Annotated in this window: 25 protein-coding genes; 17 read left to right on the top strand and 8 right to left on the bottom strand. The window is 72.3% G+C overall.

Annotation, left to right across the window (positions count from 1 at the left end):
• Positions 1-67 precede the first annotated feature (67 nt).
• Entirely contained in the window at positions 68-445 is a 378-nt protein-coding gene (locus ACIQWX_RS34385) for a VOC family protein (RefSeq protein ID WP_400880232.1), read from the top strand.
• 26 nt (positions 446-471) lie between these two features.
• Positions 472-1317, top strand: a complete 846-nt coding sequence (locus tag ACIQWX_RS34380) for an NAD(P)-dependent oxidoreductase (RefSeq protein ID WP_400880230.1) — start codon at positions 472-474, stop codon at positions 1315-1317.
• Here ACIQWX_RS34380 and ACIQWX_RS34375 read toward each other — a convergent pair.
• Positions 1314-2192, bottom strand: coding sequence for a hypothetical protein (locus tag ACIQWX_RS34375; protein WP_400880227.1), 879 nt, complete (start codon positions 2190-2192; stop codon positions 1314-1316). The genes ACIQWX_RS34380 and ACIQWX_RS34375 overlap by 4 nt on opposite strands.
• A gap of 129 nt (positions 2193-2321) precedes the next feature.
• On the opposite strand from ACIQWX_RS34375, the gene ACIQWX_RS34370 reads away from it, so the two are divergent.
• From ACIQWX_RS34370 to ACIQWX_RS34340, 7 genes are all read left to right on the top strand, one after another.
• Positions 2322-2708: a DUF948 domain-containing protein gene (locus ACIQWX_RS34370; protein ID WP_086678291.1), complete on the top strand. Its 387-nt coding sequence runs from the start codon at positions 2322-2324 to the stop codon at positions 2706-2708.
• A complete protein-coding gene (locus ACIQWX_RS34365; protein WP_400880223.1) occupies positions 2705-3010 on the top strand; it encodes a hypothetical protein in 306 nt (101 codons plus the stop codon). The genes ACIQWX_RS34370 and ACIQWX_RS34365 overlap by 4 nt, the downstream gene beginning before the upstream one ends.
• Before the next feature lie 73 nt (positions 3011-3083).
• Positions 3084-5744: an alanine--tRNA ligase gene (gene alaS, locus ACIQWX_RS34360; protein WP_400880221.1), complete on the top strand. Its 2661-nt coding sequence runs from the start codon at positions 3084-3086 to the stop codon at positions 5742-5744.
• Positions 5737-6237 (top strand): Holliday junction resolvase RuvX, encoded by a 501-nt coding sequence (ruvX, locus tag ACIQWX_RS34355; protein ID WP_086678288.1) that lies wholly within the window; start codon positions 5737-5739, stop codon positions 6235-6237. The genes alaS and ruvX overlap by 8 nt, the downstream gene beginning before the upstream one ends.
• Positions 6234-8477 (top strand): endolytic transglycosylase MltG, encoded by a 2244-nt coding sequence (gene mltG, locus ACIQWX_RS34350; RefSeq protein WP_400880218.1) that lies wholly within the window; start codon positions 6234-6236, stop codon positions 8475-8477. Before ruvX ends, mltG begins: the two co-directional genes overlap by 4 nt.
• Positions 8467-9321: a shikimate dehydrogenase gene (locus ACIQWX_RS34345; protein ID WP_400880215.1), complete on the top strand. Its 855-nt coding sequence runs from the start codon at positions 8467-8469 to the stop codon at positions 9319-9321. The genes mltG and ACIQWX_RS34345 overlap by 11 nt, the downstream gene beginning before the upstream one ends.
• Positions 9322-9380: 59 nt before the next feature.
• Positions 9381-10625, top strand: a complete 1245-nt coding sequence (locus ACIQWX_RS34340; RefSeq protein ID WP_400880213.1) for a GrpB family protein — start codon at positions 9381-9383, stop codon at positions 10623-10625.
• Here ACIQWX_RS34340 and ACIQWX_RS34335 read toward each other — a convergent pair.
• Positions 10612-11271, bottom strand: coding sequence for a TetR family transcriptional regulator (locus ACIQWX_RS34335; RefSeq protein WP_400880210.1), 660 nt, complete (start codon positions 11269-11271; stop codon positions 10612-10614). The two genes, ACIQWX_RS34340 and ACIQWX_RS34335, sit on opposite strands and share 14 nt — an antisense overlap.
• A 100-nt stretch (positions 11272-11371) precedes the next feature.
• On the opposite strand from ACIQWX_RS34335, the gene ACIQWX_RS34330 reads away from it, so the two are divergent.
• On the top strand, positions 11372-12565 hold the full coding sequence (locus ACIQWX_RS34330; protein WP_400880208.1) for an endonuclease/exonuclease/phosphatase family protein: 1194 nt from the start codon (positions 11372-11374) through the stop codon (positions 12563-12565).
• A gap of 4 nt (positions 12566-12569) precedes the next feature.
• On the top strand, positions 12570-13502 hold the full coding sequence (locus ACIQWX_RS34325) for a D-2-hydroxyacid dehydrogenase family protein (protein WP_400880205.1): 933 nt from the start codon (positions 12570-12572) through the stop codon (positions 13500-13502).
• A 186-nt stretch (positions 13503-13688) separates the two neighbouring features.
• Here the strand turns inward: ACIQWX_RS34325 and ACIQWX_RS34320 are convergent, their stop codons facing one another.
• The 5 genes from ACIQWX_RS34320 to ACIQWX_RS34300 all read right to left on the bottom strand — a co-directional run bounded on the left by ACIQWX_RS34320 (position 13689) and on the right by ACIQWX_RS34300 (position 18380).
• Positions 13689-15170 carry an alpha/beta hydrolase gene (locus ACIQWX_RS34320; RefSeq protein ID WP_400880202.1) on the bottom strand — a complete coding sequence of 494 codons (1482 nt, stop codon included), beginning with the start codon at positions 15168-15170 and terminating at the stop codon, positions 13689-13691.
• Positions 15167-15982 (bottom strand): serine hydrolase domain-containing protein, encoded by an 816-nt coding sequence (locus ACIQWX_RS34315; RefSeq protein WP_400880199.1) that lies wholly within the window; start codon positions 15980-15982, stop codon positions 15167-15169. Before ACIQWX_RS34315 ends, ACIQWX_RS34320 begins: the two co-directional genes overlap by 4 nt.
• A gap of 70 nt (positions 15983-16052) precedes the next feature.
• Positions 16053-16319 (bottom strand): HPr family phosphocarrier protein, encoded by a 267-nt coding sequence (locus ACIQWX_RS34310; protein ID WP_013224593.1) that lies wholly within the window; start codon positions 16317-16319, stop codon positions 16053-16055.
• 40 nt (positions 16320-16359) lie between these two features.
• A complete protein-coding gene (locus ACIQWX_RS34305; RefSeq protein WP_400880195.1) occupies positions 16360-17595 on the bottom strand; it encodes a PTS transporter subunit EIIC in 1236 nt (411 codons plus the stop codon).
• Positions 17592-18380, bottom strand: coding sequence for a GntR family transcriptional regulator (locus ACIQWX_RS34300; RefSeq protein WP_086678278.1), 789 nt, complete (start codon positions 18378-18380; stop codon positions 17592-17594). Before ACIQWX_RS34300 ends, ACIQWX_RS34305 begins: the two co-directional genes overlap by 4 nt.
• Positions 18381-18623: 243 nt before the next feature.
• Between ACIQWX_RS34300 and ACIQWX_RS34295 the strand changes: the two genes are divergently transcribed.
• Both ACIQWX_RS34295 and ACIQWX_RS34290 read left to right on the top strand, forming a co-directional pair.
• Positions 18624-18863, top strand: a complete 240-nt coding sequence (locus tag ACIQWX_RS34295) for a glucose PTS transporter subunit EIIB (RefSeq protein ID WP_167379806.1) — start codon at positions 18624-18626, stop codon at positions 18861-18863.
• On the top strand, positions 18860-19315 hold the full coding sequence (locus tag ACIQWX_RS34290; RefSeq protein ID WP_400880191.1) for a PTS glucose transporter subunit IIA: 456 nt from the start codon (positions 18860-18862) through the stop codon (positions 19313-19315). The genes ACIQWX_RS34295 and ACIQWX_RS34290 overlap by 4 nt, the downstream gene beginning before the upstream one ends.
• 72 nt (positions 19316-19387) lie before the next feature.
• Here ACIQWX_RS34290 and ACIQWX_RS34285 read toward each other — a convergent pair whose 3' ends face one another.
• Entirely contained in the window at positions 19388-19822 is a 435-nt protein-coding gene (locus ACIQWX_RS34285; RefSeq protein WP_400880188.1) for a ubiquinol-cytochrome c reductase iron-sulfur subunit, read from the bottom strand.
• A gap of 104 nt (positions 19823-19926) precedes the next feature.
• Between ACIQWX_RS34285 and ACIQWX_RS34280 the strand changes: the two genes are divergently transcribed.
• The 4 genes from ACIQWX_RS34280 (at position 19927) to ACIQWX_RS34265 (ending at position 22772) form a co-directional block, all read left to right on the top strand.
• The gene (locus tag ACIQWX_RS34280; RefSeq protein ID WP_400880185.1) at positions 19927-20295 is read left to right on the top strand and encodes a hypothetical protein; all 369 of its coding nucleotides are present in this window, start codon (positions 19927-19929) and stop codon (positions 20293-20295) included.
• A 4-nt stretch (positions 20296-20299) separates the two neighbouring features.
• On the top strand, positions 20300-20812 hold the full coding sequence (locus tag ACIQWX_RS34275) for a sigma-70 family RNA polymerase sigma factor (RefSeq protein WP_400880182.1): 513 nt from the start codon (positions 20300-20302) through the stop codon (positions 20810-20812).
• On the top strand, positions 20809-21450 hold the full coding sequence (locus ACIQWX_RS34270) for an anti-sigma factor family protein (RefSeq protein WP_400880179.1): 642 nt from the start codon (positions 20809-20811) through the stop codon (positions 21448-21450). Before ACIQWX_RS34275 ends, ACIQWX_RS34270 begins: the two co-directional genes overlap by 4 nt.
• A gap of 404 nt (positions 21451-21854) precedes the next feature.
• Positions 21855-22772 carry a prepilin peptidase gene (locus ACIQWX_RS34265; protein ID WP_400880177.1) on the top strand — a complete coding sequence of 306 codons (918 nt, stop codon included), beginning with the start codon at positions 21855-21857 and terminating at the stop codon, positions 22770-22772.
• Positions 22773-22811 lie beyond the last annotated feature (39 nt).

The raw sequence follows: 22811 nt of genomic DNA, 5'->3' as shown, positions 1-22811 counted from the left end.
GCAAGATCATCGGGTTTCGTAAGCTGCACGCCTCGAAGGTGACCCGAACCCCGCTGGAGGCGTGCCCGTGCCCGCGACGCTGCAGTGCATCGTCCTGGATTGTCCGGAACCGGTCGTGCTCGCCCGGTTCTACCAGGCCCTGCTCGGCGGCGAGGTGGACCGGCCGGACCCGCGCTGGCGGGTCGACGAGGACTGGTCGACCCTGCATGTGAACGGGATGGTGCTGGGCTTCCAGCGGGCGCCGGACCACCAGCCGCCGCGCTGGCCGAACCCCGCGTTCCCGCAGCAGTTCCACCTCGACTTCGAGGTGGACGACTTCCGGGAGTCCCACCACGCGGTCCTGGTCAACGGCGGCCGGCTGCTCGACCCCGACCTCGGCGGCCGCGGCTGGCGCGTCTACGCCGACCCGGCGGGTCACCCGTTCTGCCTGCTCGGCGATTACTGAGCGCGGTGCGTGGGCACGTGGGAACCATGAGCGTCGCGTTTCTCGGAACCGGAATCATGGGCGCGCCGATGGCGGCCAACATCGCGAAGGCGGGCCTCGAGGTCCGGGTCTGGAACCGGACCCGGGCGAAGGCCGAGCCCCTCGCCGACGTCGCGACGGTCGCGGACTCGGCGGCCGCGGCGGCCGAAGGTGCGGACACCCTCGTGACGATGCTCGCGGACGGACCCGCGGTGTCCGAAGCGTTCGAAGCGGCTTCTCCTGCGTCGGGCACGTTGTGGCTGCAGATGAGCACGGTCGGGCTCGAGTGGACCGACCGGCTCGCCGAGCTGGCCGAGAAGGCGGGCGTGGTGTTCGTGGACGCGCCGGTGCTGGGCACCCGGCAGCCGGCGGAGCAGGCGCAGCTGCAGGTGCTGGCGTCCGGCCCGGAGGAAGCCCGCCCCAAGGCCACGCCGGTGTTCGACGCGGTCGCCGTGAAGACGCAGTGGCTCGGGCCCGCGGGCAACGGCAGCCGGCTCAAGCTGGTCATGAACGCGTGGGTGCTGGCGCTGACCAACGGCACGGCGGAGAGCCTCGGCCTGGCCCGGGCACTGGGCCTGGACCCGGCGCTGTTCCTGGAGACGATCGAGGGAGGCGGCCTCGACGTCGGCTACGCGCACGTGAAGGGCGGCGCGATGCTGTCGGGGGAGTACCCGCCGTCGTTCCCGGCGGGCCTGGCGGCGAAGGACGCGCGCCTGGTGGTCGAAGCCGCGGGCGACGACGTCGACGTGGCGGGCGCCCGAGCGGTCCTCTCGCACCTGGAAGCGGCGGTGGACGCGGGCCACGGCGACGAAGACATGGCGGCCCTCTACCGCGCGGTGCTCAAGGAGCGTTAGACGAGCGTCGCGAGCCGGTCCACGCCGAGGCCGCTCGTCATCAACCGCTCCTTCGCGTTGCCCGTCAGCTTGCGGGTCCACGGCGTGAAGCCGCCGTCGCCGACCTCGGCCAGGGAACCGCCGAAGGCCGCGTACACCTTGAAGCACAGCCCTTCGTAGTACCCGCCGCGCCCGCCTTCGCGCTCCGGGAACGGGTGCACCGGCACGCCTACCTCGTCCAGCAGGCCCTCGAACCGCGGGTCCAGCACCGTCACGCCGAGCGAAGCCTCGGTGGCCCCCAGCGCCCGGCAGGCCGCGACCACCAGCTCCGCGTGCTCGGCCAGCGCCGCCCGTTCGAACGCGAGGTTGCCCGTGTCCCGGCCCGCCGTCACCGCCCCGAACAGCGAGAAGTGCGCGAACAACCCCGTCGGGACCCGCTGGGCGCGCACCACCCGCTGCACCGTCGCCAGGCGGACCACGGACGCCGAAGCGCGCCGGACCGCCGCCTCCAGGGCCAGGCCCGCCGTGGGGTCCGCGGCGACCTCGGTGCCGCGGCCGGTCGGGACCACCCGGTGCTGGGCCAGCCCGGCCACCGCCGAGTGGGTGCCGAGCGGCGCCAGCGGCGAAAGCGCCACCAGCTCGAACGAAGCCGCCGCGCCGATGAGCGCGTCCTCGACCCGCCGCAGCAGCGCGAACGGCAGCGGGCTCGGCGCCGCGAACCGGTCTTCGCGGTGGCGGCGCAGCACGTCGGGACCGGACAGCCGGGCCGCCCGCCGCCGCGCGACCTCCAGCTGGACCGTCGTCAGGTCCGCACCCGGCAACGCGGCCAGCACGTCGGCCGCCGGTCCGCCCGGCCCGGAGAGGACCCGGCGCCCGGGTCCGTCGTCGTGTGCCACCGCCCAGGTGTACCGCCCCGCGGCGACCCGGGGCGACGGGTTTTCCGGCCCGCGCGGGGTGACACGGTCGGGAACCCGGCCAGGCGGTAACCTCACCAGCACCCCAGACCTGTGAACAGAGGAGGGCCCGTGTCGGCAGGGCAGATCGCCGCGTTGATCGCCGCAGGAGCATTCGTGGTGCTGGTCGTCCTGCTGGCGATCCCGCTGATCAAGCTCGGCAAGACGCTGGACGCGGCCACCGAGGCGATCGAGCGCACCAACAGCAACACCGACCCGCTGCTGATCGGCGCGAACCAGACGATCACCCACGTCAACGCCCAGCTCGAGCGGGTGGACGGGATCACGTCGAACGCGCAGGCCGTCACCGGCAACGTCTCCGCGCTGGCGTCGGTGTTCACCGCGACGCTGGGCGGCCCGCTGGTCAAGACCGCGGCGCTGTCCTACGGCCTGTCCAAGGCGATCAAGGCGCGCAAGAAGAAGAGCGCGCTGAAGGCCGCGAAGAAGGCCGCGAAGTGAAGCGGCTGTTCTGGCTCGGCGTCGGCGTCGTCACCGGCGTCGTGCTGTCCCGCAAGGCCGCCGAAACCGCTCGTCAGGCCACCCCGGCGGGGTTAGCATCGAACCTGGGCGACGCCGTGCGCGAGCTGGCGGGCGCCGTGGGTTCGTTCGGCGCCGAGGTGCGCGCGGGCATGAACGAGCGGGAGCAGGAGTTGCACGACATGGTCGAGGAGCGGGCGGGCGTCGCGGCGCCCCGCGCCGAAGGACGGCACGCGGCTGCCGCCCGGCGCCCGGTCCGGCGAGCTCGCCGGGCGGAGGGCTGATCCGGGCCTGCCCGGAACCCTTCCGCCGTCGCCGTCCGACCTCGTTCGCAGCCACCAGCACAAGGACTGACCCGTGGACACACACGAAATCACCGACCGCTTCCTGCGCCATTTCGAAAGCAAGGGCCACACGCGCGTGCCCAGCGCGCCGCTGATCCTCGACGACCCGAACCTGCTGTTCGTCAACGCCGGCATGGTGCAGTTCAAGCCGTACTTCCTCGGTGAGGCGCCGCCGCCGTACCCGCGCGCGACCTCCGTGCAGAAGTGCGTGCGCACGCCGGACATCGACGAGGTCGGCAAGACCACCCGGCACAACACGTTCTTCCAGATGGCCGGCAACTTCTCCTTCGGCGACTACTTCAAGGAAGGCGCCATCGAGAACGCCTGGGAGCTGATCACCAAGCCCCAGAGCGAGGGCGGCTACGGCCTCGACCCGAACCGGATCTGGGCGACCGTCTACAACGACGACGCCGAGGCGGCCGGGCTGTGGCGCAAGCTCACCGGCCTGCCGGGCGAGCGCATCCAGGAGCGCGACGGCAAGGACAACTACTGGGACATGGGCGTGCCCGGTCCCGGCGGCCCGTGCTCGGAGATCTACTACGACCGCGGCCCGGCGTACGGCCGCGAGGGCGGTCCGGTCGCGGACGAGGACCGCTACATCGAGATCTGGAACCTCGTCTTCATGCAGGACGTCCGCGGCGACCTGAGCCCCAAGCTCGGGCACAAGCCGATCGGCGAGCTGCCGAAGAAGAACATCGACACCGGCATGGGCGTCGAGCGCGTCGCGACGATCCTGCAGGGCGTCGAGAACGTCTACGAGACCGACCTCGTCCGCCCGGTCATCGGCCGCGCGGAGGAGTTCTCCGGCCGCCGCTACGGCTCGAACCACGCCGACGACGTCCGCTTCCGCGTCATCGCCGACCACGCCCGCACCGGCGTGCTGCTGATCGGCGACGGCGTCACCCCGGGCAACGACGGCCGCGGCTACGTCCTGCGCCGCCTCCTGCGCCGCATCGTCCGCTCCACGCGCCTGCTGGGCGTGCAGGAGCCGGTGCTGCAGGAGTTCGCGAAGGTCGTCCGCGACACGATGGGCCCGACCTACCCCGAGCTGGTCTCCGGCTTCGACCGGATCAACGAGGTCGTCCGGATCGAGGAGGAAGCCTTCCTCTCGACCCTCACGAGTGGCTCGCGCATCTTCGACATGGCGGCCGAGGAGACCAAGCGCGGCGGCGGCGACGTGCTGGCCGGCGACAAGGCGTTCCAGCTGCACGACACCTACGGCTTCCCGATCGACCTGACCCTCGAGATGGCGGCCGAGCAGGGCCTGACCGTCGACGAGGAGGGGTTCCGCACGCTCATGAACGAGCAGCGGACCCGCGCGAAGGCGGACGCTGCGGCCCGCAAGACCGGCCACGGCGACCTCTCGGAGTACCGCAAGGTCCTGGAGCAGCACGGCGAAACCGAGTTCCTCGGCTACACCGACCTGCAGGCCGAGGCGAAGGTCGTCGCGCTGCTCGAAGACGGGCAGCCGGTCCGCAGCGTCGCCGCGGGCAAGAAGGCGGAGCTGGTCCTCGACCGGACGCCGTTCTACGCCGAGAGCGGTGGCCAGGTCGCCGACACCGGCGTGCTGCTCGGCGACGGCGTCGAGCTGAAGGTCCTCGACGTCCAGAAGATCGTGCCCGGCCTGTACGTGCACCGCGTCGAGGTCACCGAGGGCGAGGTCGGCCTCGACACGAAGCTGACCGGCTCGGTCGACGCGCACCGCCGCCTGTCCATCGAGCGCTCGCACTCCGCGACGCACCTGGTGCACGCGGCCGTCCGCGGCGCGTACGGCAAGCGCGCGGCGCAGGCGGGCTCGCTGAACTCGCCGGGCCGCATGCGGTTCGACTTCACCACGCCGGGCTCGGTGTCGGCGGACGTGCTGACCGAGGTCGAGCAGGAGGTCAACGACTACCTGCAGACCAACGTCGAGGTGCAGAGCTTCACCACGACCAAGGACAAGGCCCTCGAGCTGGGCGCGGTCGCGCTGTTCGGCGAGAAGTACGGCAACGACGTCCGCGTGGTCGACATGGGCGACTACTCCCGCGAGCTCTGCGGTGGCACGCACGTCGAGCGGATCGGCCAGCTCGGCCTGGTCAAGCTCGTCTCGGACGCGTCCATCGGCTCCGGCGTGCACCGCGTCGAGGCGCTGGTCGGCTCGGACGCGCTGAAGTACGTCCGCAAGGAGCAGCTGCTGGTCTCGCAGCTGGCGAACACGTTCAAGGTGCCGTCGGACGAGCTGCCGGGCCGCATCGAGGACGTCCTGACCCGGCTGAAGAACGCCGAGAAGGAGATCATGCAGCTCAAGACCCAGCAGGTGCTGGGCTCGGCGGGCGCGCTGGTGGACAAGGCTCAGGAAATCGGCGGCGTGACCGTGGTAGCCGAGGTCGTCCCGGACGTCGACGGCAACGGCCTGCGCGCGCTCGCCTCCGACATCCGCGGCCGGCTCGGTTCGCGGCCCGGCGTGGTGGCGCTGTTCTCGCCGGCCGGCGAGAAGCTGAGCTTCGTCGTCGCGACGACGAAGGCGGCCCAGGACCAGGGCATCGCCGCGGGCAAGCTCGTGCCGTCGTTCGCCGGGAAGATCGGCGGCCGCGGCGGCGGCAAGCCCGACATGGCCCAGGGCGGTGGCACGAACCCGGCCGGCGCGAACGACGCGGTCACGGCCCTGCGCTCGGCGATTGCCGGCATTGGTTAACCGCGGAAACCGCGGCCCGGACCGGCCAGGAGAGGCCGATCCGGGGCGCGGCCGTCGCCTCGGCGTCGACGTCGGATCCGTCCGGGTCGGGGTGGCGCTGAGCGATCCGGCCCCCGTGCTCGCGTCGCCATTGGTTACCCTCTCCCGCGATGCGACCGACGACAGTGATCTGGACCAGCTGGCCGCCCTCGTCACCGAGCACGAGGTGGTCGAGGTGATCGTGGGACTGCCGCGAACGCTCGCGAACCGGCAGGGACCGGCGGCCGAGCTGGCGATCGCGTATTCTGAACGCCTGGCCGGGCGGATAGCGCCCGTGCCGGTCCGGCTGGGCGACGAGCGGCTGACCACGGTCACCGCATCCCGCATCCTCTCCCAGCGCGGGGTCAAAGGCCGCAAGCAGCGCGCGGTGGTCGACCAGGCCGCCGCCGTGGAGATCCTGCAGGCCTGGATCGACGCCGCCGCTGCGCACCGCGCCCGGGAGGGAGACCGATGAACGAGCAGCCACCTGAGCCCCCTCGCGGGCGCAGGCGACTCCGCGAACCGGGACCGGCCACGCCGCCGTCCCGCCCCGCGCCGAACGACCCGCGCGCGAGCGGGTACCAGGAGCTCCCGCAGCCGTCGCGGCACAGCGGGTCCCACGAACTGCCCCAGCCGTCGCGCCGGGCACGTCCCGAGCCGGGCTACGACCCGCGCCGCGACGCGCCGCCGTCCGGCCGTCGTCGCCGCCTCGAGCCGCCGGGCACGCTGCCCCCGGCCGAAGACGACTTCGACCCCCGGGAAGCCGAGCGTTCGGCCCCGGTCCGCGCCCGCCACGGGCTCGACGACGGTGCCGACGGCCCGGCCCCGCGCCGCGCGGCTCCCGAGCCGGGGCGCCGCCGCGCGGCCCCCGAGGAGCCGCCGCGCCGCCGCCGTCCCGCACCGGCCCCGGACGAGGGGGCGGACGCCCGCCGTCGCCGCCCGAGTCCCGAAGAGCTGGCCGAAGCCGACGCGGCCCGCCGGCACCAGGCGATGCTCGACCTCGAAGAGGCCGCCGAAGCGCAGGCCGCCCGGCTCCGCGGCGGATCGGAGGAGGTCCCGCGGCGCCGCCGCCGGGCCGAGCCCGAGCCCGAGGCTGTCGAGCCGCCGTCCGGCCGCCGTCGTGCCGCGCCGGAGCCGGTCGAGGCCGTCGAGCCGCCGCCGGGACGCCGTCGCGCGGTACCCGACCCGAACGAAGCCGACCCGGCGGCCGGTCGCCGTCGGGCCGCACCCGACCCGGCCGAAGCCGACTCGCACCGGCGTCGCGCGGCGCTCGACCCCGACGCCGACCCCCGCCGCGGCACCCCGGAGACCCCGCGGCGGCCCGTCCAGCCGGGTGACCGGTCTGTCGGCGTGCCCGAACCGGGCCTGGAGCCGCCGCGGCGCCGCCGCCCGCCGCCCCCGCCGGTCCGCGACGACCCGCCGACCGACATCATCCCGGCCCAGACCGCGCCGGAGCCGGTGCACGAAGAGCCCGAGGAGTTCTTCGCCGAGGACGGCGAGTACGCGGAGTACGAGGACTACGACGAGTACGCCGAGGACTACGACGACGCCGAGTACGACGAGTACGAGGACGAGCCGGCGCAGCCGCGCAAGAAGAAGAAGGGCAAGCGCGCCCTCGGCTGGGTCGCCGCGCTCGTCGTGATCGTGCTGCTCGCGGGCGGCGCCTACTACGGCTTCAACAAGATCTTCGGCTACGACGACTTCGAGGGTGCCGGCGACGGGGACGTGCTGTTCCAGGTCGACGACGGCGACTCGACGTCGGCGATCGGCGCGAAGCTGGCCACGGCGGGCGTCGTCGCCAGCGGCAAGGCGTTCGTCAAGGCCGGCGAGGACAACCCGAAGCTGGCCCGGATCCAGCACGGCTTCTACGTGATGAAGTCGCACATGTCGGGGGCCAGCGCGGTCGACCGGATCACCGACACGGCCTCGCGCGTCGGCCAGCTGGAAGTCCGGCCCTACACGCAGTTCGACGACATCACCCAGCCCGACGGCAAGGTCACGCCCGGCGTGTACAGCCTGATGGCGAAGGCGTCCTGCGCGCAGATCAACGGCAAGAGCACCTGCGTGACCGCCGACGACCTGCGCAAGGTGGTCGACGGCGCGGACCTGAAGACCCTCGGTGTGCCGGACTGGGCGATCGAGCCCGCCAACAAGGCCGACCGCAAGGACCGGCGGCTCGAAGGCCTCATCGCGCCCGGCCTCTACGACGTCCGGCCCGGAGCGTCCCCGCAGGAGATCATCGGGCAGCTGGTGCGCAGCTCCACCGAGGCGATCCAGAACGCCGGCCTGAGCGCGCAGTCGACCGGCCCGGGGATGACGCCGTACCAGACGCTGATCATCGCCTCGATCATCGAACGCGAAGCCGTGAAGAACGACTTCGGCAAGCTGTCGCGGGTCATCTACAACCGCCTGGCCATCAACATGCGGCTGCAGATGGACTCCACGGTCAACTACGTGCTGGACCGCCCGACCCTGGCGACCAACGACGACGACCGGAACCGGGCCGGGGCGTACAACACCTACAAGAACGCGGGCCTGACGCCGACCCCGATCTCGGTGCCCAGCGCCGACGCCATCCAAGCGGCGGTGCACCCGGTGGCCGGCGACTGGGTCTACTTCGTCAAGTGCGAGAAGAACGGCCTCTCCTGCTTCGGGGTCACGTTCGACGATCACAAGAGGAACGTCGAGAAGGCCAAGGCGAACGGTGCCTTCTGAGCCCCGGCGGGCCGCGGTGCTGGGCAGGCCGGTGGCGCACTCGCTGTCCCCGGTGCTGCACGGCGCCGCGTTCGCCGCGCTCGGCCTGACCGGCTGGACGTACGAGCGGATCGAGACGGGCGCCGACGAGCTGCCGGGCCTGGTCGACGGGCTCGGCCCGGAGTGGGCCGGGCTGTCGGTCACCATGCCGGGCAAGCGCGCGGCGCTGGACCACGCGGACGAGGTGACCCCGCGCGCGACCGCCGTCGGCGCGGCCAACACCCTGGTCCGCACGGCGAAGGGCTGGCTCGCGGACTGCACCGACGTCGACGGCGTCACGGGCGCGCTGCGCGCGGCGGGCGGCTACGAGCCGTCGCCGTCGGACACCGCGGTCGTGCTCGGCGCGGGCGGCACGGCGGCCGCGGCGGTCGTCGGGCTAGCGGCGCTCGGGGTGCGGCAGGTGCGGCTGGTCGTGCGGGAACCCGCGCGGGCGGGCGAAACCGTCGACGCGGCGAAGCGGGCTTCGCTCGACATCGACGTGCTTCGCTGGGCCGACACGGACTTCGCTTCCCTGGGGTCCGCCGCGGTGCTGGTGAACACCGTGCCGCCGGACGCGGTCGTCCCGCACGTGGCCGAGCTGGCGGCGGTCGCGCACGTCCTCGACGTCATCTACCACCCGTGGCCGACGCCGCTGGCCGAGGCCGTCGCGGCGCGGGGCGGCCGGCTCGCGACCGGGCTGGACATGCTGCTGCACCAGGCGTTCGGGCAGGCCGAGCACTTCACCGGCCGGCCGGCTCCGCGCGCGGCGATGCGCGACGCGCTGCGCGAAGCGACCGGGAACCTGCTGCCGCTGCCGATCTCCTGAAAACCGGTTGCGCCGGTCGATATTCTGGCGGACTGCCTTGAAGAAGGGGGTCAACCGGAATGACCAGCCAAGACGCGTTGAGCGATGACGAGATCCAGGACATCTGGGTCGGTGAAGCGCCGCAGCTCAACTCGACCGTCACCCTCGCCGAGTACGACCCGGAGTGGCCGGAGCTCTTCGAACGCGAAGCCGAGCGGATCCGGCGCCTGCTCGGCGACCGGGTGCTCGTCCTCGAGCACGTCGGCTCGACGTCGGTGCCCGGTCTCTGCGCCAAGCCGATCATCGACATCCTGCTCGAGGTGCCGGACTCGGCCGACGAGGACGCCTACGTCCCGGCGTTGGAGGCCGCGGGCTACCGGCTCGTCATCCGCGAACCGGACTGGGAGAAGCACCGCAGCTTCAAGGGCCCGGACACCAACATCAACCTGCACGTCTACTCGCCGGGCAACGGCCAGACCGAGCGCTACCGGCTCCTGCGCGAACGGATGCGCGCGCACCCGGAGGAGCGGGACCTGTACGCGGCGAAGAAGCGCGAGCTGGCCGCGAAGGAGTGGAAGTACATCCAGAACTACGCCGACGCCAAGACCGAGGTGATCGAGGAGATCCTCGGCCGGGCGCGCGCGGCGCAGTACGACGCGTTCAGCGAGGCCTACGCGTCGCACGCGGAGAAGTCCGTGACGAACGCGCTGTACGACCGCCCGGCGATCCTGGACCTGGCGGGCGACGTCTCGGGGCGCCGGGTGCTGGACGTCGGCTGCGCGGCCGGGCACCTGAGCGCGCTGCTGGCCGAGCGGGGCGCGGACGTCCTGGGCGTCGACGTGAGCGCGGGGATGGTCTCCGTGGCGCAGCGCGAGTTCGGCGACGTGGCGCGCTTCGAGGTCGCCGACGTGACCCGGCCGCTCCCGCTCGAGCCGGGCTCGATCGACGTGATCACGGCGTCGCTCGTGCTGCACTACCTGAAGGACTGGGGGCCGGCGCTGGCCGAGTTCCGCCGCGTCCTGAAACCCGGTGGCGCGCTGGTGTTCTCGGTGCACCACCCGGGGGAGGACTGGCGCTGGTTCGGCAAGGAGAACTACTTCGAGCTGGAGCTGCTCGAAGACGAGTTCCCGCCCGGGCAGCTCGTGCGCTTCTACCGGCGCCCGCTGAGCTGGACGTTCCGGGCGGTCCGCGAGGCGGGCTTCGCCGTCGACGAGCTGGTCGAGCCGATGCCGGTCCCGGAGACGGCCGAAGCCGATCCGAAGTGGGCGGAGAACCTGCGGACCAAGCCGCGGTTCCTCTACTTCCGCGCGGTCAGTCCCGCTTAGCCAGCTCCTGGACGAGGTCGACGATCTCCCGGCTGACCGGGCGGAACACCCGCAGCCGGGAGAGCGCGGCCAGCCGCGCGATCAGCGGGACGCTGCGCTCGACCAGCAGCCGGCTGCGCTTGGTGCCGGGCGAGCGGTCGTGGACCCAGTACAGCACCACGCCCATCTGGTAGAGCCACAGCAGCTCGGGCAGCCGGCCCCGCAGCTCCGGGTCGAGCTTGACGTCGGAACCGTCGACGACCTCGCGCATCAGACCGATCGACGCCTCTCGCGCGGCCGAGGAGTCGTCGCTGAACGGGCTCAGCGGCGACTCCGGGTCGGCCGCGTTGACGAAGAACTGCGTGCCGAAGCGGTGGTACGGCTCGGCGACGTCCAACCAGCACAGCAGCACGGTCTTCAGCCGGGCCGCGAAGGCGCTTTCGCCGTCGAGCCGGGCGCGGGCCGCGTCGAGGTGCTGCCGGGCGATCTCGTCGTAGAAGCCCTGGACGAGCTGTTCCTTCGACGAGAAGTAGTAGTAGGCGTTCCCGACGGAAACGCCCGCTTCGGCGGCGATCGCGCGCATCGTCGTGCGGTCGTAGCCGTTCTCGGTGAACAGCCGCATCGCGGTCGTGACGATCAGGGACCGCGTTTCCTCGCTCTTGGCCACGTGCGGCACGTTAGCGCCGGGGCCGGCCCGCTGTTCACCTGCCGCTCACCCGGACGGGCGAAACCCGGCATAGGGTGACCGCCGACTGGGAGGTACCACCGTGAAACGCTTCGCCGCCGGCCTGTCCGTGGCCGCGCTCGTCGCCCTGTTCGTCCCCGCCACCGCTGACGCGAGCTTCGGCACCAACGTCCGCTTCGCGACTTTCAACGCTTCGCTGAACCGCGCGGCCGCCGGGCAGCTGGTGACCGACCTCTCGACGCCGGGCAACGCCCAGGCGCGGGAGGTCGCCGAGGTCGTCCAGCGCAACCGCGCCGACGTCCAGCTGATCAACGAGTTCGACTACGTGCCCGGCAACCGGGCCGCGGACCTGTTCCGGAAGAACTACCTGGCCGTCGGGCAGAACGGCGCCCAGCCGATCGACTACCCGTACGCCTACACCGCGCCGGTCAACACGGGCGTCCCGACCGGCTTCGACCTCGACCGCGACGGCACCATCGGGCTCGGCAACGACGCTCAGGGCTTCGGCACCTTCGAGGGCCAGTACGGCCTGCTCGTGCTGTCGAAGTACCCGATCGACCTGGCGCACGTCCGGACGTTCCAGAAGTTCCTCTGGAAGGACATGCCGGGCGCGCTGCTGCCGGACGACCCGGCCACGCCGGCGCCGCACGACTGGTACAGCCCGGCGGAGCTGAACGTGCTGCGGCTGTCGTCGAAGTCGCACTGGGACCTGCCGCTGAAGATCGGCCGCTCGACCGTCCACTTCCTCGTCTCCCACCCGACGCCGCCGAGCTTCGACGGCCCGGAGGACCGCAACGGCACCCGCAACAACGACGAGATCCGCTTCTGGGCCGACTACGTGACGCCGGGCAAAGGCGGCTACATCCACGACGACCGCGGCCGGCGCGGCGGTCTGGGCGCGGCGGAGCGGTTCGTGGTGGCGGGCGACAACAACTCCGACCCGCTCGACGGCGACAGCGTCCCGGGCGCGATCGACCAGCTGCTCGACGCCCGCCGCGTGATCCAGACGCACCCGGGCAGCCGCGGCGCGGTGCTGGCGGCCCAGGCCCAGGGCGGCGCGAACGTGGGCCAGAAGAGCGACCCGTTCTACGACACGGGCGACTTCAACGACGTCGCTCCGGGCAACCTGCGGACCGACTACGTGCTGCCGTCGAAGGGCCTGCTGCCCTGGCACGCGGAGGTGTTCTGGCCGGTGCCGTCCGACCCGCTGTCCCGGCTGAACGACGCCTCCGACCACCACTTGGTCCGCGTGGACACGCTGGTGCCACTACGGTGAGGTCATGCGCATCGCGATCCTCGACGACTACCAGGACGTCGCCCTGACCTTCGGTGACTGGGACTCGCTGAAGGCCGACACAACGGTCTTCACCGAGCCCCTCACCGACGTCGTGCGGCAGATGCAGGGCTTCGAGGTGATCGTCGCGATGCGCGAGCGCACCCGCTTCCCGGCCGAGGTGCTCGACCGGCTGCCCGACCTGCGGCTGCTGGTCAGCACCGGCCCGCGCAACGCGGCCATCGACGTCCCGGCCGCGAAGCGCAACGGCGTCGTCGTGTCCCGGACCGGGTACCTCGGCCAGCCGACCGCCGAGCACACGTGGGCGCTCATCCTGGCCGCGTCGCGCAACCTGCCGCAGGAGTTCCGGTCCATGCGGGAAGGCGGCTGGCAGACGACCGTCGGGACCATGCTGCACGGCAAGACGCTCGGGCTGCTCGGCCTCGGCCGCCTCGGGGCGGGCGCGGCGAAGATCGGGCAGGCCTTCGGCATGGAGACCATCGCCTGGAGCCAGAACCTCACGCAGGAGAAGGCCGATCCGCACGGCGTGACGGCGGTGTCCAAAGAGGACTTGCTCGCCCGCTCGGACGTGCTCTCGATCCACCTGGTGCTCAGCGGCCGCACCCGCGGCCTGGTCGGCGCGGCCGAACTGGCGGCGATGAAGCCGAGCGCGTTGCTGGTGAACACCTCGCGCGGCCCGATCGTCGACGAGGCTGCGCTGGTGGACGCGTTGCGGCGCAAGGAAATCCGGGCGGCGGCGCTGGACGTCTACGACGTCGAGCCGTTCCCGGCCGACCATCCACTGAGGACGCTCGACAACGCCGTCCTCACGCCGCACCTGGGGTTCGTGGCGCGCGAGACGTACGAGATCTTCTACGGCGACGCGGTCGAGGACATCGCGGCCTACCAGGCGGGGGAACCGATCCGGCTGATGGAGTAGGCGTGCGGCCCGCCGGGGCCCGAGGTCCCCGCACCGGCCCGGCGGCGGGCCCGCACGAGAACCATGGCACCACCCGGAAACCGCACCGGGCAGGGTCCAAAGACCCTGGTCACGGCGTCCGTTCGGCTGAACGGTGGCCCCACGCGGGTCGTGAGTGAGAAACAGGGCTGGAACACTGTTTCTCACTCACGAGAACGGGACCGCGTCCGGCGCGCAGGTGGTCCCTTCCGCCGGCGCCGCCAGGTCTGTCAGGTACCGCGTCACCGCCGCCGAAGCGCACGCGCTCGGCGCGTCCAGCGACGTGTGCCCGAAGCCGTCGACGACGAGCACCCGGCCGTCACCCAGCTCCGCCGCCGTCGCCTGGGCGTTGTGCAGCGGCGTCGCCGGGTCGAACCGGTTGTTCAGCACCAGGATCGGGTTCTTCCGCGCCCGGTTCCACGGTCCGGTGTACCGGTCGGCGTCGTGCGCCGGCCAGCCGACGCACTGGGACATCGAAAACACCGAGCCCAGCCCGAAGTAGGGCTGACGCGCGCTCTCCCGGACGGCGAGTGCCGCATAATCCGCCGGCGAAGAAGGGTTGTCGCTGTCGACGCACTGGACCGCCAGGAAAGCGGGGGAGTGCGTCGGCACGTACGGGTCGAGCACAGGGGCGGCGGGGCCGGGATCCGAAGGCATCGCGGAAAGGGTCTGCGCGAGCCGCTTCCACCGTCCCGACTGGTACAGCGCGCTGTCGACGGTCCGCATCAGGGATCCGACGCCGGTTGTGCGTGACGCCCGCGCGAAGATCCCGGCGAACTTCGCCTTCGGGTCACCGCCGGAGAACGCGCACTTCGGCCCGGCCGCGGCGCACACCGCGAAGAACTGGTCGAGTTCCTGTTGCTGCGCTCCGGCGACGTCGGCGCGGACGTCGACCGGTTCCTTCTCCTGCCCCGGCTTCCCGGTGGCGTTCGCGACGAGGTCGAGCGTGCCGTCGAGGACCAGTGCGCGCACCTTGTCCGGGAACAGGTTCGCGTACGTCCCGCCCAGGTACGTGCCGTAGGAGTAGCCGTAGAAGTTCAGCGCCGGGTCGCCGACGGCCTGGCGCAGCAGCTCCAGGTCGCGCGCCACGTTCGCCGTCGACAGGTGGCTGAGCAAGGCGCCGGAGGCGGCGCAGGCCCGGCCGGTCGCGGCGCTCGCCGCGAAGTACGCGTCCGGCTGCCGCAAGGGCGACCCGGGTGCGGGCGCGTGGTCGGCGCCGGGGCAGCTGATCGGCGCGGACCCGCCGATCCCGCGCGGGTCGAAGCTCACCAGGTCGAACCGGGCCCGGACCTCGGCGGGGTAGCGGTCGGCGAACCGCGTCAGCTCGCCGACGCCGTCGGTGCCCGGGCCGCCGAAGTTGAAGAACAGCGAGCCGAGCCGCCGTCCCGGGTCGGTCGCCGGCAATCGGATCACCGAGAGCGTGATGGCCGGACCGTGCGGCTCGCGGTAGCTCAGCGGCACGGACGCGGCCGCGCACTGGAACTTCCCGTGGCACGGCGTCCAGTGCAGGGCCGGCACGGCGGCGCCGTTCGTGCCCAGAGCGGGCGGAGCGGTCGCGGTGGCCGGCGAGGAGGGCGGGGGAGCGGGTGCCGTCGCCGGGGCGCTGCAGGCGGCGAGCAGGAGCAGCAGCGCGGCGAGGAGCGGTTTCACGCGCTCAATTCCGCCAGCACGGCGTCGGTGTAGCGCGGCCAGACCTCGGCGGCCCACGGGCCGAACGCGCGGTCGGTCAGCGCGACGCAGGCCGCGCCCGCGTCCGGGTCGACCCAGAGGAACGTGCCCGACTGGCCGAAGTGCCCGAAGGTGCGTGGCGAGCTGTTCGCGCCGGTCCAGTGCGGGCTCTTGTGGTCGCGGATCTCGAAGCCGAGGCCCCAGTCGTTGGGCTTCTGGTGCCCGAAGCCGGGCAGCACGCCGGACAGGCCGGGGAACACGACGTTCGTCGCCTCGGCGACGGTGGCCGGGTCGAGCAGCTTGGGGGACTGCAGCTCGGCGGCGAAGGCGACCAGGTCGTCCACAGTGGACACGATGTCGGCGGCCGGTGAGCCGTCGAGCGTGGTGCTCGTCATGCCGAGCGGGGCGAAGAGCGCTTCGGCCTGGTACTGCGCGAAGGGGATGCCGGAGTGCTCGGCCAGCGCGTCGGCCAGCTCTTCGAACCCGGCGTTGGAGTAGAGCCGCCGCGTGCCCGGCGCGGCCATGGCCTTGTGCGCGTCGAACGCGAGGCCGGAGGTGTGGGCCAGCAGGTGCCGCACGGTCGAGCCCTCGGGCCCGGCCGGGGTGTCCAGGTCGACGACGCCCTCTTCGACCGCGATGAGCGCGGCGTAGGCCGTGAGCGGCTTGCTGACCGAGGCCAGCCGGAACTTCCGCGCGGTGTCGCCGTGGCGGCCCACGACGCTGCCGTCCGCGGAGACCACGGCCGTCGCGGCGGTGTCCACCGGCCAGTCTTCGACCAAGCGCACGCTTTCCATGCGCCCACCTTACGAAACGAAGGCCCCCGCACCGGTGTCGGGGACCGGTGCGGGGGCCTTCGCGGGTTCCTCAGGCGTCGAGGTCGGTGGCGACGAGCTGGGCGACCGCTTCCACGGCCTCCTCGGCACCCTCACCCTCGGCGCTGATCACGACCTCGTCGCCGTACCCGGCGGCGAGCGTCATCAGGTTGAGCACGCTGCCGGCGGCCACCGGGCTCCCGCCGGCCTTGGCGATCTGCACCGCGACGGGCTGCGCCGCGGCCGCCTTCGCCACCAGCGCGGCCGGCCTGGCGTGCAGGCCCACCTTGCTCGCCACGGCGACGCGTTTCTCCGGCATGTTCGTCCTCTCGCTACTGGGGTTTACGTCGGTGGAGATGTTACGCGGCGGCCGTGCGGTCGAGGTCGGCCTCGATCGAGTCGTCCTCGCGGCCGGGGGTCCGCAGGTTGAACTTGACGATCGCGAACCGGAAGACCACGTAGTAGATCACCGCGTAGACCAGGCCGATCGGCACGAGCAGCCACGGCTTCTGCGCCGCCGGGGCACCCAGGTTCAGCAGGAAGTCGATGCCGCCCGCGGAGAAGTTGAAGCTCTGGTGGATGCCCAGGGCGTTGCAGATCGCCAGCGAGGTGCCGGTCATGATCGCGTGGAACAGGTACAGCGGCCACGCGACGAACATGAACGAGAACTCGATCGGCTCGGTGACACCCGTGATGAACGAGGTCAGCGCGCCGGCGATCATCACACCGCCGACGACCTTCTTCTGCGCCGGACGCGCCGTCTGCCAGATGGCGAGGGCGGCGGCGGGCAGCGCGAACATGAAGATCGGGAAGAAGCCGGTGGTGAACGCACCCGCCGACATCTTGCCCGCGACGAAGTTGTTGATGTCGCCGCCGTCGAAGATGAACCACACCGGGACGTTCAGCAGCTGGTGCAGACCGACCGGGATGAGCAGCCGGTTCAGCGCGCCGTAGATGCCGCCACCGACGACCGGGGACGCCGTGACCGCGTCACCGGCGGCCTGGATGCCCTGGTCGACCCAGTGGAAGACGAGGCCGAAGAGCACACCGAGGATCACCATGACGCCCGCGGTGATGATCGGGACGAACCGGCGGCCGCCGAAGAACGCCAGGTAGGCGGGCAGCTTGATGCGGTGGTACTTCTGCCACAGCAACGCGGCCACGATGCCGACCACGACGCCGGCGAGCACCGAGTACGGCCACTTGATCGGCGCGAGCTCGGTGGCACCCGCCTTGTAGCCGGGCAGGTCGCTCAGCGGCGCGAACACCTGGACGACGGCGCTGAAGACGAAGAAGCCGACGACCGCGGCCACACCGGTCGAGCCGTCGCCCTTGCGGGCGAAGCCGACGGCGATGCCGACCGCGAACAGCAGCGGCAGCCAGTTGAACAGCGTGCCGCCCGCGGCGCCGAGCACCGAGGCGACCTTGTTCCAGCCGAGGCCGTCCTTGCCGAGCATGTCGTCCTGCCCGAACCGCAGCAGGATGCCCGCCGCCGGGAGCGTGGCGATCGGCAGCATGAGGCTACGGCCGAAGCGCTGAAGACCGGCGAGGCCGCCGCCGCTCTTCTTCGCCCCCTCCGCGGTGGTGGAGCTCATCTGGAACCTCCATAGTGGGGTGGTTGACCGGGTTCCGGGGTGTTCCGGTCCAACTGCATGGTCACCTGGTAGTGATCTCCCCGGTACCAGGACGTGATGTCTTCGATCGGGTCGCCGCCTGCGCTGGAGACCCGGCGGAACACGAGCAGGGGACTGCCGGCGCGCATGCCGAGCAGCCGGGCCGTCTCGCGGTCCGCTCCTTCGGCCCAGACCGTCTGCCACGCCTGGTCGGGACGCACGTCGTACGTCTCGGCCAGCTGCGCGTAGATGGACTGGGTCAGGTCGAGCTCGAGCAGGCCGGGAGCCCGGCCCGCGTGGTACCAGCCCCGTTCGACGGCCAGGGGCACGCCGTCGGCGTGGCGCAACCGCACCAGGTGGTGCGCGGGGGCGCCCTCGGTGAGGCCGAGGGCGTGCGCCGACGCGGTGGGCGGGACCTCGGTGGCCGCGGAGACCACCTCGGTCGTCGGGGTCAGCCCCCGCCGCCGCATGTCGTCGGTGAACGACATCAGGTACAGCTGCAGCTCCATCCGCCGGGCGGCGGTGAAGGTGCCCTTGCCGCGGACCCGGGCGAGCAGGCCCTCCTCGACCAGCTTGCCGATCGCCGATCTGACCGTGAGCCGCGACACGCCGTAGCGTTGTGCGAGCTCGCGTTCCGACGGGATCGGCGCGCCGGGCGGGAGTTCCCGTTCCACCGTGCGGCGGAGGATCTCGCGCAGCTGGGCGTGCTTGGGCGTGGGCCCGTTGACGACCCGGTCGGGTGGCGGGACGTGCGCGGCCGCGCTCATCGGCGTCACCCTCCTCGTTTCTGTCGCACCGGGGGACCGGTGCTCGCGTCCGGCCCGGAACATTGGTACGTTCCGGTCTAGACCAATGATCTGATGGGGCAGGATGCTCCGCCGTGCGGACGGGTGTCAACCACCGTTATCCGTTCGTGGCCCGCGGCGGGGTGCATGCCGACGAACGGCGTAGTACAGGTGGACACGCGGTTCGCGTCAGGTTGGGAACAAACAGTGATCAAGGAGACCGCGATGGCGGATGACAGGCCCGAAAAGATCCTCGCCGCACTCGGCGGCACGGAGAACCTCACCGAGATCGAGGGCTGCATCACGCGGCTGCGCTGCGAGGTCGAGGACATGAGCCTCGTCGACGAGGCGGCGCTGAAGAAGGCCGGCGCGATGGGCGTCGTCAAGATGGGGTCGTCGGCGCTGCAGGTGATCGTCGGGCCGGAGGCGGACACGATCGCCAGCGACATCGAGGACCTGCTGTGAGCCTGGAGATCCTCAGCCCGGTCGCCGGGCGCGTGGTGCCGATCACCGAGGTCCCGGACCCGGTGTTCGCGCAGGCCATGGTGGGTCCGGGCATCGCGGTGCAGCCCTCGGGCGGGCGGTCGGACGCGGTCGCGCCGGTCGACGGCACGGTCGCGACGCTGCACCCGCACGCCTACGTCGTGGCGACCGAGGACGGCCAGGCCGTGCTGGTCCACCTCGGGATCGACACGGTCAAGGAGAAGGGCGAAGGCTTCACGCTGCACGTCGTCAAGGGCGAGCAGGTGCGGGCCGGCCAGCCGATCGTCAGCTGGGACCCGGAAGCGGTGACCGCGGCGGGCTACTCGCCGATCGTCCCGGTCGTCGCGCTGGACGCCTCGGCGGACGTTCTGTCCGGTTTGGACGCCGAGCGCGACGTCGCGGCCGGCGAGAAGCTGTTCGGCTGGGACGCCTGAGTCGCTTCTGTCACACGGAGAGCCCTTGTGGACGGTGTCCGTCCACAAGGGCTCTCCGGCGTTGCCGGCCCGTCAGCCGGCGACGACCTTCCCGTTCTCGACCTTGACCGGCACGCTCGGCAGCGGCTTGTTCGCCGGGCCCTGCTTGACCTCCCCGGTGAGGGCGTTGAACACCGAGCCGTGGCACGGGCAGACGAGGTCGGCGCCCTGCGGGGCGACCGTGCAGCCCTGGTGCGTGCAGATCGCGCTGAAGGCGGCGCAGGCGGACTCGGACGTCCGGGCCACGATCACGTCGGAGCCGTCCGGGGCCTTGGCGGCCTTCGCCTGCCCGACCGGGACGTCGGCGAGCGCGACCAGCGGCGTCCCGGCGGCGATCGGTGCCTGCGCGGTGCCGGACTTGGCGTCGTCCGAGGAACAGGCGGTGAGCGCGACGGCGCCGACGGCGGCACCGGCGACGGCGGCACCCGTGGTCAGGACGGTGCGGCGGGAGTGCAGTTCGGCAGTCATGCCCTTATGAACGAGATCGGCACCGCATCGGTTCAATCCGCGGTGAACCCGATCGGCCCCTGTTCCGTGTATGTACCCGAGTGGGTGTGGATGGAGGAACGATCATGGTGGGTTGGGTTCTGCGCATCGTCGTGGCGGCCGCGCTGCTGGGCTCGGCGGGCGTGCACTACTTCCTGTGGACCGAGGACTACCCCGGCATCGTCGGGCCGTTGTTCCTGCTGGACGCGATCGGCGGCCTCGTCATCGCGATCGCGGTGCTGGCCTGGCGGCACTGGCTGCCGGCGCTGGGCGCGGTCGGGTTCGGCGTCGTGACGCTCGGTGCGTACGTGCTGGCCTTGACGGTCGGGTTCGCCGGGAACCACGACCAGTTCAACAGCCAGCCGGAGTACTGGGGCGTGATCACGGAGGCGGTCTGCATCGTCGGCGGCCTCGCGCTGCTGTTCGTGAAGGACCGGCGCCGGGTCTCGGCCTGAGTCCGTGGGCGAAGTCGCCGAAGACGCGCTGATGCGCGCGCTCCACGAGGAGCACGCCGCGGCGCTGTGGTCTTACGCGCTCCACCTGACGTCCGGGGACCGGATCCGGGCCGAGGACGTCGTCCAGGAGACGCTGCTGCGCGCCTGGCGGTCGACGACCGTGCTGGACCAGTCGACGGGCTCGGCGCGGGCGTGGCTGTTCACGGTGGCGCGACGCATCGCGATCGACGGCTGGCGCTCGGCGTCGGCCCGCTCGGAGGTGGTGACCGACCAGCCGCCGGAACGCGCGGTCGCGGACGGCACCGACCGCGCGGTCCAGGGCTGGCTGGTGGCCGAGGCGCTCGCGGAGCTGTCGGAGCGGCACCGCGAGGTGCTGGTGCTGTGTTACTTCCAGGGCTATTCCGTGGCGGACGCGGCACAGCGGCTGGGAGTGGCCGAAGGAACGGTCAAGTCGCGCACGCACTACGCGTTGCGCGCCCTGCGCCTGGTGCTCGAGGAGAGGGGGGTGACCCAGTGAGCGAGGACCCGTTCGCGACGTTCGACGCGGCGTACGTCCTCGGGGCGCTGTCCCCCGAGGACCGCCAGCGCTTCGAGGCGCACTTGAGGACGTGCGACCGTTGCGCGGCCTCGGTTCGCGAGCTGGCGGGCCTGCCGGGGTTGCTGGCGAGGGTCGACGCCCCGGCGGTGGTACCCGAGTTTTCGGCACCCCCACCGGACCTCCTGCCGACGGTGTTGAGGCGCGTCCGCCGTGGCCGCCGCATCCGGTTGGCGGTGACATCGGCCTCGGCGGCGTTGGCGGTATCGGCGTGCGTGGCGCTTGCGGTGGTGGCTTCATGGCCTCCGTCCGCGCCGCCGCCGTCGATCGCGATGACGGCGCTGGGCCAGTTCCCGGTCCGCGCGGACGCCCGCCTCGACGCGTTCGAGTGGGGCACGCAGGTCGACATGTCGTGCAGCTACACGGGCGGGCGTTCCGGCGGGGACTACGTGCTGGTGGCGATCGCGCATACAGGGGCGGAGACGCAGCTGGCGACGTGGAAGGCGGTGCCCGACAACACGGCGCGGATCGTGATCGGGACGGCGTTGAAGAGAACGGATTTGGCGGCGCTGGAGGTGCGTGGGGGCAGTGGGCGCCCGTTGCTGCGGTTGACGTTGTGACGGGTGGGGCTCGTCCGGGACGCAGGGGGTCCCGGACGAGCCCTGGTCTTGGGGTCGTTTGGCGTGCTTTGGGGCCCGCGTGGCGTCCGGCTTCCTGGCGGGTCTTTGGGGCCGTGTGCTCGGCCCGCCCCGGCGTTCCTCCGAGGCTGCGCGCGGTCCGCTTGGCTGTCGCCCTGGCGTGCCTTCGAGACCGCGTGTCGTGCCGACCCAACGATCGGCCCGGCGTCCGTTCGAGCCCGTGTGCCAGGCCGGCCCAGCGATCGGCCCGGCATCCCTTCGAGCCCGCGTGTCGTCCGCTCCGGCTGTCGCCCATAGGAGTGATTTCGGGGCGGGAGCGTAGCGAACGGACCTTTCGCTACGCCCGACATTTGCCCTGGTCAACTCGTCGGCGGCACCCTGGGTTCATGTCCCCGACGATCTTGCTCCCCCTCGCCGCGGCGGCCGCCGGAGCCGCCACCGTACCCGTCACAGCCCGCGCGCTCGACCGAGCCCGGGCCCCGATCCCGCGCAAGCCGGCGGCCGTCCTCACCGCGCTCGCGACGGCCGCGGTCGCCGCCCCCTGGGCGGCGGGCGCATGGCCGGCGTGGTGGCTGCCGATCCCCATGGTCCTCACGGTCGTCGCGGTCCCGCTGGCGCTGGCCGACCTGCGCCACCTGCGCCTCCCCGATGTGCTCACCCTGCCCGCCTACCCGCTGGTCGGCGCGGCGATCGGGGCAACGGCCCTCGGAGGCGGCGGCCCCTCCCTCGCGGCACGTGCAATCGCCGGCGCCCTCCTGTTCGGCGGCGCGCACGCGCTGGTGGCCCGCTGGGCACCGGGCAGCCTCGGCGCGGGAGACGTGAAGCTGTCCGGCAGCCTGGGCATGGTCCTGGGAGCGGCCGGCTGGCCCCACCTCGCACTGGCGGCGGTCCTGGCAGCGCTGTTCAGCCTGGCTCTCGCGATCGCCCTCACGATCCGAAGCCGAGCCTGCTCCCGAGCGGCCGCCGTTCACCGACCGGCATCGCCGAGCCCGCGACCACCCGGCCCGCACCGGGTGGCCACCACATCGGCGCCCGACCTGCACCCCACAAGCCCGGCGTCCCGGGCACCCGGCCCGCGCCCAGCGTCTGCCCCATCGCCGAAACCGGGCCCGAGACCGGCACCCGCCCTGCACCCGGCAACACCCCCGGCACCCGCCCCCACCCGCAACCCCGCGCCCACCCCCACCTCCCGACCAGCACACACCCGCACCCGCGCCGCTCCCTTCAGCCGCCGCCGGGTGCCGCACGGTCCCGCCCTCCTCGCCGCCACCTGGCTGTGCGCCCTCTTCCCGGGTGCGCCATGACCGGAACACTCTTCGGGCCCGCCCGGCCCCCGTGACAGG

The sequence above is a fragment of the Amycolatopsis sp. NPDC098790 genome, assembly GCF_044759945.1.
In the GTDB taxonomy this organism is placed as follows: domain Bacteria; phylum Actinomycetota; class Actinomycetes; order Mycobacteriales; family Pseudonocardiaceae; genus Amycolatopsis.
Note: the sequence above shows the minus strand (reverse complement) of the source record. Positions and strands in the feature narration are given on the sequence as shown.